The organism is Streptomyces sp. NPDC002536 (assembly GCF_053594995.1).
Genome location: NZ_JBSFWU010000163.1, coordinates 1 through 10,012, shown reverse-complemented (window position 1 = coordinate 10,012; position 10,012 = coordinate 1). Strand labels below are relative to the sequence as shown.

Below are 10,012 nucleotides of genomic sequence, written 5' to 3'. Positions count from 1 at the left end.
CACCAGACCCAGGTTGCCCGAGATCGCCCGCACGCCCGCCATCGCCGAGCTCTGCGTGAACGTGAAGACGAACACACCCGTCACCAGGAACGGGACGTAGGTCTCCGTGTTCATCCCTCTCCGGGTGTTCATCAGCACACCGAAGATGAAGAAGTACACGAGGGCGTTCAGCAGGGGCGTGGCCACCTGCCAGACCTGGCCCAGCTTGGCCTGGGTGTACTGGGCGGTCAGCTTGGCGCTGGAGAAGGCGGCGATGAAGTGCCGCCGGCCCCACAGCTGCCGCACGTACTCCCCGAGCGGGGGCCGGGCACCGCTGACGGACAGGCCGTACTTCTCGGCCAGCTCGGCGGCGTTACTGGCCGCCGGGGCCCAGTCGCGGGGCGCGAGGGTTGTCTCGGTCACCTGGACGCTTTCGTCGGACTTGATCGGATGCGCACGACGGAACGGGATCGTTCCATGGAGCGAATGCGTCCACGCTAGGCCACGGAACGGATGGAACGCAACCGTTCCGTCCTCGCGGTAGGCTCTGCCCCATGGACAACGAGTCGCTCGCCGCCCCCAGGACACGCCGCGCCCCCGCCGGCGCGGCAGTGCTGCGCGAAGACGTCACGGACGCGATCCGCACCGCCGTCTTCGAAGAGCTGGCCGAGGTCGGATACGGACGGTTGTCGATCGAGCGCGTGGCGCGCCGGGCGGGCGTGGGCAAGGCGGCCATCTACCGGCGCTGGCCGTCGAAGCTGCCGATCGTGCTGGACGTGGTGTCGGCCCTGGCGGTCCAGGGGCTGCCCACCCCGGACACGGGCGCGCTGCACGGCGACGTCCGGGCCCTGCTGGAGCTGACGTCCCGGGTGATGCGGCACCCGATGGTCGCCCAGATCATCCCGGACCTGATGGCCGAGGCGGCCCGCAACGCGGAGATCGCCCAGGCGGTGCAGGCGGCGATCCGCGACTCGCAGCGCACGATCGCGGAAGCGGTGATCCGCAACGCGGTCGTCCGCGGGGAACTCCCCGCGGACGCGGACATCGACCTGGCGGTCGACCTGGCGAGCGGGCCGCTGTACTGGCGTCTGGTGATGGGGCGGTCACCCCTGCCCAAGGGGTACCTGGACTCGCTGACGACGGCGATCACCACGGCGCTGGGGGCGAAGGGGCTCTAGCCCCTGGGGCCTCGCCCCGGACCCCTGGGGCAGTACGTCGTCTGCGGGCGCATCGTGGCTGGTCGCGCAGTTCCCCGCGCCCCTTACGGGGCGAGGCCACCGGAATGAGCCCGTGCGCTGCGCACGCTACCGTGGGCGCGTGGAGAACACCGTGGGGCTTGAGATCGCCGACGCGCTGGGGCTGCTGCTGCGGCGCTCGGCGCGCGCACACCTGTACCAGGATCTGACATTGGAGATCGCCGAGGGGCTGGACGAGCTGACGTACCCCGTCCTCAGCGGCCTGGCCAGGACGGGGCCGCGCAGCGCGGCGGACCTGGCCCCGGAGGTGGGGCTCGACCGCTCCGGAGTGACCCGCCGCGCCTCGCAGCTGGAGTCCGCGGGGCTGGTGCGCCGGGAGCCCGACCCCGCCGACCGCCGCGCGTCCCTGCTGCTGCTGACGGACGCGGGCGAGCGGGCCGTGGCCGCCACGCGCTCGCGCCTGGCAGCCAGGATCGCCGCCTCGCTGGACTCCTGGCCGCCCGAGGAGGCACGGGCCTTCGCCCGCCAGCTGCACCGGTTCACCATGGACGGGCCCTTCGGACAGCAGTAAGCGTGCGCAGCGCACGCGTGTTGGGGTACAGTCAGAGTGCATGCGCAGCGCACGCACTCTGATTCGTCCGGAGGTCGACTTCCATGCACCGCACCGACATCGCCACCGCAATGACCGACCTGCTCCTCACCCCCGGCCTGGACCTGCACGAGGCGGCCGACCGGCACTTCGCGCCCGACTACCGCCAGCGCACCGACGGCGAGTGGGCCGACCGCGCCGAATTCCTGCAGCACATCGCCCACCTGCGCACGGTCGTGGCCTCCGGCTCCGTCGAAGTCCACGACGAGCTCGCCCAGGACGACCGCTACGCGGACCGGCACACCGTCACCGTCACCAAGACCGACGGCACCTCCGTGCGCATGGAGGTCTACCTGTTCGGCGAGTTCGCCCCCGACGGCCGCTTCCGCCGCATCGAGGAGACCACCCTCATGCTGGAGGGCACCGAGGCCGACCGGGACCTGGGCAGCGCGCGGTGAGAACCGCGGCTGCGCAACGCCGGGTTGACGGGAGGGCTCGCGCGGGGGCAGTTGGCGGGATAGCGTAGGGCCAGCCGCAAAGGACGGTTTGCGATCGTCAGTCCTCACAGAAGCGGAGGATTGGCGGTTACCGTCCGGCATGCCACACAAAAGTGGCCCCCGCTCCCAGGGGTCAGCTGAGAGCGTGGGCCGAGACCGTAGGAGACGGCCTCAACTGTCAGTCCTCAGGTTTTCGGAGGACTGGCAGTCACCGTCCGATACACCACCTCCAGAACTCCCGGATCACAGCAGTGATCCGCTTGCACAGTGGAAGTGACTTCCTACGGTGACGCCCCACTGGCGCCCCCCTTCATCGGGTTGCGGCCATGACCGGTGACCGCACCGGAGGGAGCCCAATAGCGGGGCACCCTGGGCCAGGTGCCCCGATGACGGGACCTCGTGAAGGGGGGCGCTCTCGAAGCGCTGAGATGACCATACACCCCGTGGATGTGCTCAATCCGGCTCTCCAGAAGGGGAGTTGACCCGGTGCGACCAGCACAAACGATCGAGCGTTCGCCATAAGGGAGTTGGGCGCCGGAAACACCGCCGCCCAAGCGTGCGCAGCACATACGTTGCAGCACATCGGGTTGCCTCGTCCGCATACGAGGCGACCCCCGGAGGTGCTGGAACACCGGCCCGGGGGTCTTCACCCGCAAGGAGAAACGGCCCCCTAGCGAAATGCTCCGTCATGCTATCGCCCCCACGGGCAACTTCACCCAGGTTCCGAACGAGATCATCCGTGATTCCCGGCTCTCCTCCGACGCCGTGCGCCTGCTGCTCTGGCAGCTTGCGCTGCCGCCAGGGGTCCATGTGCCGCTGTGGCAGGCGGCGGAACGGATCGGGATCAAGAAGACGGCCTTCCTGCGCGCCAAGAACGAGCTGCTCAGGGCGGGTTACCTCCACGACTGGCGCCTTCAGGACACCGCGGGGCGCTGGACGAGGCCGCAGCTGGTCTCGAACGCGCCGCTGACGGCGGAGGAAGCCGTCGATATCCGCGACGGCTCACCGACTGCCGTGGAACCGGCCGTCGGTGAGCCGACCGCTCCGGCCGTCGGCCGTCACCCCGACAACACCGGGGAGAACACATCCCCGCCTCCCCACCACCCGCTGGCCGAGCGCGGCGCGCAGGCGCTGACCGCCGTCACGCGTGGGGAGCGGCGCCTGCGCCTGAGCAGCCGGGACGTACGCACCCTGGCGCCGCTGGCCGCCGAATGGCTGCAACGCGGCGCAACACTCGGGGAGTTGCGCGAAGCGCTGACCGCCGATCTCCCGGACCGCGTCCGCTCCGCGACCGGACTGCTGCGCAACCGCCTGCTCCGGAAGATGCCGGACCCGGCCCCGGAGCCCGTACCCCGCCCGGCGCCGCTGCGTGCCTGTGGCGGCGGCTGCGGGCGGGTGTTCCGGCCGGTGACGGGCGAGGAACGGTGCCGGGACTGCCGCCGGGAGAACGCCCCGGCGGCATACGGGACTTCGGGTGCCGTGGCCGCTACGCGGCGTGGCATTGCCGCAGTGCGGGAGGCACTCTGCGCGCCGGGTACGTGACCGGGATGTTCAGGGCCTCAGCGCACCGTCGAACTGCGCCCAGCCGGACCAGTCCCGTCCTGCGGCACCCTGCCAGCGGTGGAAGACCGCACCGCCCCGGTTGACGCCGAAGAGCTCGACGCGGCCGTCCGCGTTCGTCGCGGCCGCGACCTGCGTCAGGGCGCCGTCGAACTGTGTCCAGGTCGACCACGCGCCGCCCATGGACATCTGCCAGCGGTGGAAGACCGCGTCCCCGGCGTTGGCACCGAAGATCTCCAGGCGGCCGTCCGCGTTGCGGGCGGCGGCGATCGACGTCAGCACGCCGTCCAGCTGCTCCCAGTTGGACCAGGCACCGCCGATCGAGGTCTGCCAACGGTGGAAGACGGCACCGCCGCTGTTGACGCCGAAGAGCTCGACGCGGCCGTCGGCGTTGGTCGCTGCCGCGACCTGCGTGAGCGCGCCGTCGAACTGGGCCCAGCCGGACCACGAGCCGCCGATGGACGTCTGCCAGCGGTGGAAGACGGCGCCGGCACTGTTGGTCCCGAAGATCTCCAGGCGGCCGTCCGCGTTGCGGGCGGCGGCGATCGACGTCAGATTGCCGTCGAACTGCTCCCAGTTGGACCAGGGTCCGCCGGCCGCAATGGTCTGCCAGCGGTGGTAGATGTATCCGGCGCCGTTGACGCCGAACAGCTCCATGCGGCCGTCGGCGTTCGTCTCGGCGGCCACGGCACGCAGCGCGCCGTCGAACTGCGCCCAGGGCACCCAGGAGCCGCTGGTGGCGCTGCTCTGATAACGGTGGAAGATCGCATCACCGCTGTTCGTACCGAAGAGTTCGAGCCGCCCGTCGACATTGCGGGCGGCGGCTATGGAGGAGCCGAAGACGGTGTCGGTGGTGTGATGTCCTGCCGCGGAAGCGGGATGCGCCGGTGCGGCGATCAACAGTACGAGTGCGCCGAACAGTTCGGCGATGCGTCTGAAACGTCTTCGCTGTCCCATGACGACTGTCCTTTCCTGCTGAGGAAGGAAACCTGCACGTACGGGATCGGGCGACGGCACCGTACACCGGGGGTGCCGTCCCCCTCTCGGCTCTTTCCGGCCGAACGGGCGTGCGGGGCAGAAGGCGTCGTCGACTCGCTGATTGACGGTAGTGGTCGCGCGGGGGCACAATTCCGGATCACAGCAGCGATCCGTTCAAGGCGTGGCTTCCTACGGTGACGCTCCGCTGGCGCCCCCCGCGAGGGGGGCGCCAGTTTCAACTACCATTTCCCGCAGGGTGATTGCGCGTCAGCGCGCCGCCACCTCACACACCCGCGGCGCCGCCTCATTGATCCCCAGCAGCCGGAAGTAGTTCTCCCCCAGCGCGATGTCGCGGAACGCCTCGTCGCCCAGCGCCTTGTTGATGCGGCTGGTGACCTCCAGCTCCTCCTCGTAGACCTTGTAGTCCTTGTTGGCCGACGCCACGAAGTCCGTCCCCGGGATCGCCCGCGTCGGGTAGCGGTCGAGGAATGCCGCGTATTTCGCCCGCACGCCCGGCTTGCTGAAGTACGCGTCCTCCAGCACCCGCCAGCTCAAGTCCACCGTCAGATTGCGGTGTTCGTCGAGCATCCGCTCCATGAGGCGGATGTGGCGGTCCGGGTCCATCTTCGTCAGTTCCTTAGACAGGCCCATGTGCGCCCACACGATCTTGTTGTGCGGGTAGAGGCGGAGGACCTCCTCCATCAGCGGGAGGTATTTCGTCGGCTCCGCGTCGCTGCCCAGGTCCGAGTGGAGCGTGATCGGGATGCCGCGTTCGCGGAGCACCTTCATGAAGGGGGCCCAGTGCTCGATGTTCTCGGTCGTCGTCGCCTTGTGGTGGTTCGGGAACAGGGCCTGCTTGACGACGTTCACCTCGCCCGCCCAGCGGAACACCCCGGGGAACTCCTTGTCGTACAAGGCGATTCCGCCCGGGATCGTCTCCGGCTTCGCCAGGTCCATGAAGGTCATGGAGACCGCGAGTTCGGGGTCCTCCGGCTTCGTCTCCAGCCAGTTCTCGGCGTTGACGAAGTCGTTCTTCATGCTCGGCACCACAGGGGTGCCGGGGCAGTCCAGGTAGTACGTACAGCTGGAGTCCACCGGGAGCGTCTGCCCGATGCCGTACATGCTGGCGTGCTGCACACCGGACTTGCGCAGATAGCCGGTGAGTTCGTCGAAGGGGATCGCCTTGCCGCCGAACGGGCGGAAGTGGAGGTGGCTGTCGACCTTCGAGGTGTACGGCTCCTTCGCACGGTCGAAGCAGCCGTGATCCGCCGCCGCCAGGGCCTGCCCGGCACCGGCCGGGGAGGCGACGACGGCCACCGCCGCCGTCAGGGCCGCGCCGGCGAGGCCGAGTCTTCTGCCGATCCTTAACCTCAACCTCGTAGACGTTCCGGAGCTGTTGATGGTGACCTCCCGTGGTCGGCTCGGCCTGGTCCTGTGACGGGTGTGATAACTACCCATTCCGCCTTTACCGAACCTCCGCCACCTCCGCCACGGCGGTACTCGGGCGCCCCGGACGGGTGACAGGGGAACATGTCGCCGTTGCGGACAAAGCACAGAGACAAGGAAGGTAACCAGCGTGGGTGACGAGCTCCGTCAGGTTTTCGACTTCATCGCCTTTTCCGCCCGGCTCCGGGAGGTCGAGCGGCACAACAACGCCACCCCGGAGCGGAAGGAGAGCGTGGCCGAGCACTCCTGGCATCTGGCCCTGGTCTGCTGGGTCCTGCACCGCGAGTTCGAGCGGGAGTGCGGGCACACGCTGGACCTGGAGAAGATGCTCAAGATGTGCCTCATGCACGACCTCGTGGAGATCGAGGCCGGCGACCCCTCGGCCTGGCGCACCCAGGACAGCGCCCGGCGCCGGGAGGAGAAGGCCCGCGTCGAGGAAGAGGTCGCCCAGCGCCGGTACGGGGCACTGCCCGGCGAACTGGGCGCCGAGTTCCTGGAGGTGTGGCGCGAGCACGAGGAGGGCGCCACGCCCGAGGCCCGGCTCGTGCGGGGCGTGGACCGGCTCAACCCCGCGCTGATGCGCTGCCTCACCGGCCAGGGCTGGGAGGACGTGGGCGCGGACGCCGGGGCGCTGGACCGGCTCCAGCTGCCCCGGCTGCAGGTGAGCGAGACCCTCACCGCCCTGTACGAGGAGGTCAGGGCCGCCGCGATCGACCGGGGCCTGCTCAGGCCTCCGTCAGGTCCTTGCGGAGCACCGCCTTGCGGTGGCTGAACGTCTCCATCGAGTACCGGCCGTGGTAGCTGCCCATGCCGCTCTCGCCGACACCGCCGAACGGGAGGTCGGAGACCGTGAGATGGGCCAGCGGGAGGCCGAACCCGAGGCCGCCGGAGGAGGTTTCGGAGGCCAGGCGCTCGCGCGTCGCCTCCGACTCCGTGAACGCGTACAGCGCCAGCGGCTTCTCGCGGTCGTTGACGAAGGCCACGGCCTCGTCGAGGCCGTGGACGGTGACGATCGGGAGGATCGGGCCGAAGATCTCCTCCTGCATCACGGGGGCGTCCGGGGCGACGTCCGCCAGGACCGTCGGGGCGATGTACTTCGCCGCACGGTCGTGGCCGCCGCCCGTCACCACGCGGCCGGAGCCGAGCAGGGCGGTGAGGCGGTCGAAGTGGCGCTCGTTGACGATGCGCCCGTAGGTGCCGGACGCGGCCGGGTCGGCGCCGTACAGCCCCTCCACCGCCCGGGCCAGGGCCGGTTCCAGGGCACGGGCCGTCTCCGGGTCGGTCAGGACGTAGTCGGGCGCGACGCACGTCTGCCCGGCGTTGAGGAACTTGCCGGCGGCGAGACGGGCGGCGACCGCCGTGATGTCCGTGCCGCGGTCGACGAACACCGGGGACTTTCCGCCCAGTTCGAGCGTGACCGGGGTGAGGTGCTTGGCCGCCGCCGTCATGACGATGCGGCCGACGACGGCGTTGCCGGTGTAGAAGATGTGGTCGAAGCGCTCAGTCAGCAGGGCCGTCGTCTCCGGGACGCCGCCCTCGACGACGGCGACCGCCCCGGTGTCGAGGTACTGCGGCAGCAGGCGGGCGAGCGCGGCGGAGGTGGCCGGGGCCAGTTCGCTCGGCTTGGCCACCACCGCGTTGCCCGCGGCCAGCGCACCCACCATGGGCGAGAGCAGCAGCTGCGCGGGGTAGTTCCAGGGGGCGATCACCAGGACCACGCCCAGCGGGTCGTACTGCGTCCAGGCCGTGGCCCCGTTCAAGTGGGCCGGGACCGGGGCCGGTTCGGGGCGGAGCCACGCGTCGAGGTGCGCGAGGGTGTGGTCGATCTCGCGCACCGTGAAGTCGATCTCGGTGCGGCGGGCCTCGTACTCGCTCTTGCCGAGGTCGGCGTGGAGGGCGGCGAGAAGGGTCGCGTCCTGCTCGGTGAGCATCGCGCGCAGGCGACGCAGCTGTTCGGCGCGCCAGGCGGCGGGCTTGGTGCGGCCGGTGCGGAACGTGGCGCGCAGGCGGGCCACGGCGTCGGCGGGGCGGGTTGCACTCATGGTGTCTCGTTTCGTGGATGGTGGAGTCAGGCGGTCGCCGGTGCCGCGAGGTGCCGCCTCGCCGCCCACCGAGTCTCCGCCCGGGCCGCCACGGCGAGCAGCACCGCCCCGCCGAGCAGCCACAGGACCAGGGACAGGACGCGGCCGTCCAGGCCGGCGCCGCCGTCGAAGTAGAGGAGGCTGCGGGCGCCCTCGACGAAGCCCGCACCGTTCCAGAAGGCGTGCAGCGAGCCGAAGAAGCCGTTCTGCAGCTCGGGGCGGAACACCCCGCCGGACGTGGTGAAGTTGAGCATCACGAACAGCACCATCATCGTCAGCGTCGTCCAGCGCTTGAGGAAGGTGTGCAGGCCGATGCCGATGGTGATCACGCCTGCGCTGTAGAGCCAGGCCATGCCCCAGACCGCCGTGTAGTCGTGGTCGACGACGTGGAAGACCGGCCCGGCGAGGGCGATGCCGATGACGCTCACGACGAGCGAGGTGACGAGCCCGACGGCCGCCCGCATCCACAGCTTGAGCCCCGCCCCCGCGGCCCCGATGGCGGCGACGCTGCCGTACGAGCCGATGCTGAGCGCGACGAGCAGGAAGAAGATGCCCTGGCCGGTCGGGTCGCCCTTGGCGAGCCCGGTGAGGTCGGTGACCTTGAGCGGCACGCCCTGCTGGTCCGCGACCGTGCGGAAGACGGTGGTCGCGGCGACGGCGGTGGTGTCCGAGTTGGCCTTGGCGACCAGCGCCTCGGGGTGCGTGGCGCTGGGGACGTACGCGCCGGCCAGGTCGCGGTCCTTCAGCTGTGCGACGGCGGCGTCACGGTCCGCGACGGTGGTGACGTCGAGCGCGTCGCCCGCCTTGTCCTTGATCGTCTGAGCGAGCACCTGCGCCCTGGCCGAGCTGCCCACGACCGCGACCTTCATGCCGTGCGGCTCGGGCTGGTGGAAGGCACCGAGGTAGGCCAGGCCCATGCCGAGGCACATGAGGAGCGGGGTCAGCAGGTGCACGGTGACGTGCTTGAGGTGGTGGCGCGGCCCGTGGGCGGCGTGTGCGGTCATGGGAGGAACGCTCCTCGGTTGGCAAATACAACTAACTCAGATGTATTATGCAACCGATTCGGAGGAGATGCCATGCCCGACCGCGATGTGACCCTCGGCACCATCCAGCGCGAACTCACCGCCTTCGCCCGGCGGGCGCGGCACAAGGCCGCCCAGATCCATCCGGATCTCTCGCTGGTGACCTACAGCATGCTCGACCACATGCAGGCGAGCGGCGGCTGCCGCGGCATCGACCTCGCCGAGCACTTCCTGCTCGACAAGTCGACGGTCAGCCGGCAGACCGCCGTGCTGGAACGCCTCGGGCTGATCGTTCGCGAGGTCGATCCGGGGGACCGCCGGGGGCAGATCCTGCGGCCGTCGGCCGCGGGGCTGCGACTGCTGGAGGAGGCCCACCGGCAGCGGCGGGAGACGTTCGAGGAACGTCTCGCGGACTGGGGGGACGAGGACCTGGAGCGCTTCGCCGGGTACCTCCGGCGGTACAACGCGGCGGGGTAGCGCCCCGTTGCCGGGCACCCCGTCAGGGGCGCGGGGAACTGCGCGCTCAGCCACGACGCGCCTGCAGCCGAGGTGCTCGGGGCTGCGCCCCGGACCCCTGGGGTCGCCGAGCACCTGGTCGTAGGTCCGGTTCTCCTTGACGATCAGGAAGACGTGGTCGATCGTCGACCGCTCCCCGAGGCGGGCC

Annotated in this window: 11 protein-coding genes; 6 read left to right on the top strand and 5 right to left on the bottom strand. The window is 70.4% G+C overall.

All coding sequences use genetic code 11. The annotated features are described in order from the left end of the window. The coding region (locus tag ACWD4B_RS33595; protein WP_451424326.1) for an ABC transporter permease at window positions 1–402 on the bottom strand (402 nt) is incomplete at its 3' end. A 131-nt stretch (window positions 403–533) separates the two neighbouring features. Here ACWD4B_RS33595 and ACWD4B_RS33590 point away from each other — a divergent pair. The 4 genes from ACWD4B_RS33590 to ACWD4B_RS33575 all read left to right on the top strand — a co-directional run bounded on the left by ACWD4B_RS33590 (window position 534) and on the right by ACWD4B_RS33575 (window position 3,803). Then, window positions 534–1,157 carry a TetR/AcrR family transcriptional regulator gene (locus tag ACWD4B_RS33590; protein WP_451424325.1) on the top strand — a complete coding sequence of 208 codons (624 nt, stop codon included), beginning with the start codon at window positions 534–536 and terminating at the stop codon, window positions 1,155–1,157. 139 nt (window positions 1,158–1,296) lie between these two features. Then, window positions 1,297–1,746 (top strand): MarR family winged helix-turn-helix transcriptional regulator, encoded by a 450-nt coding sequence (locus ACWD4B_RS33585; RefSeq protein ID WP_451424324.1) that lies wholly within the window; start codon window positions 1,297–1,299, stop codon window positions 1,744–1,746. An 83-nt stretch (window positions 1,747–1,829) separates the two neighbouring features. Beyond that, window positions 1,830–2,222, top strand: a complete 393-nt coding sequence (locus tag ACWD4B_RS33580; RefSeq protein WP_451424323.1) for a nuclear transport factor 2 family protein — start codon at window positions 1,830–1,832, stop codon at window positions 2,220–2,222. Between the two features lie 717 nt (window positions 2,223–2,939). Then, window positions 2,940–3,803, top strand: coding sequence for a hypothetical protein (locus ACWD4B_RS33575; RefSeq protein WP_451424322.1), 864 nt, complete (start codon window positions 2,940–2,942; stop codon window positions 3,801–3,803). A 9-nt stretch (window positions 3,804–3,812) separates the two neighbouring features. On the opposite strand, the gene ACWD4B_RS33570 is transcribed toward ACWD4B_RS33575, so the two are convergent. Continuing rightward, window positions 3,813–4,778 (bottom strand): tectonin domain-containing protein, encoded by a 966-nt coding sequence (locus tag ACWD4B_RS33570; RefSeq protein WP_451424321.1) that lies wholly within the window; start codon window positions 4,776–4,778, stop codon window positions 3,813–3,815. A gap of 288 nt (window positions 4,779–5,066) precedes the next feature. Beyond that, window positions 5,067–6,173 (bottom strand): amidohydrolase family protein, encoded by a 1,107-nt coding sequence (locus tag ACWD4B_RS33565; protein ID WP_451424320.1) that lies wholly within the window; start codon window positions 6,171–6,173, stop codon window positions 5,067–5,069. A gap of 202 nt (window positions 6,174–6,375) precedes the next feature. Here ACWD4B_RS33565 and ACWD4B_RS33560 point away from each other — a divergent pair, with 202 nt between their 5' ends. Next, window positions 6,376–7,017: an HD domain-containing protein gene (locus ACWD4B_RS33560; RefSeq protein WP_451424319.1), complete on the top strand. Its 642-nt coding sequence runs from the start codon at window positions 6,376–6,378 to the stop codon at window positions 7,015–7,017. Here ACWD4B_RS33560 and ACWD4B_RS33555 read toward each other — a convergent pair. Then, window positions 6,971–8,287: an aldehyde dehydrogenase family protein gene (locus ACWD4B_RS33555; RefSeq protein ID WP_451424318.1), complete on the bottom strand. Its 1,317-nt coding sequence runs from the start codon at window positions 8,285–8,287 to the stop codon at window positions 6,971–6,973. The genes ACWD4B_RS33560 and ACWD4B_RS33555 overlap by 47 nt on opposite strands. Before the next feature lie 26 nt (window positions 8,288–8,313). Further along, on the bottom strand, window positions 8,314–9,330 hold the full coding sequence (locus tag ACWD4B_RS33550; protein ID WP_451424317.1) for a hypothetical protein: 1,017 nt from the start codon (window positions 9,328–9,330) through the stop codon (window positions 8,314–8,316). A gap of 72 nt (window positions 9,331–9,402) precedes the next feature. On the opposite strand from ACWD4B_RS33550, the gene ACWD4B_RS33545 reads away from it, so the two are divergent. Continuing rightward, window positions 9,403–9,825 (top strand): MarR family winged helix-turn-helix transcriptional regulator, encoded by a 423-nt coding sequence (locus ACWD4B_RS33545; RefSeq protein ID WP_414168175.1) that lies wholly within the window; start codon window positions 9,403–9,405, stop codon window positions 9,823–9,825. Window positions 9,826–10,012: the final 187 nt, after the last annotated feature.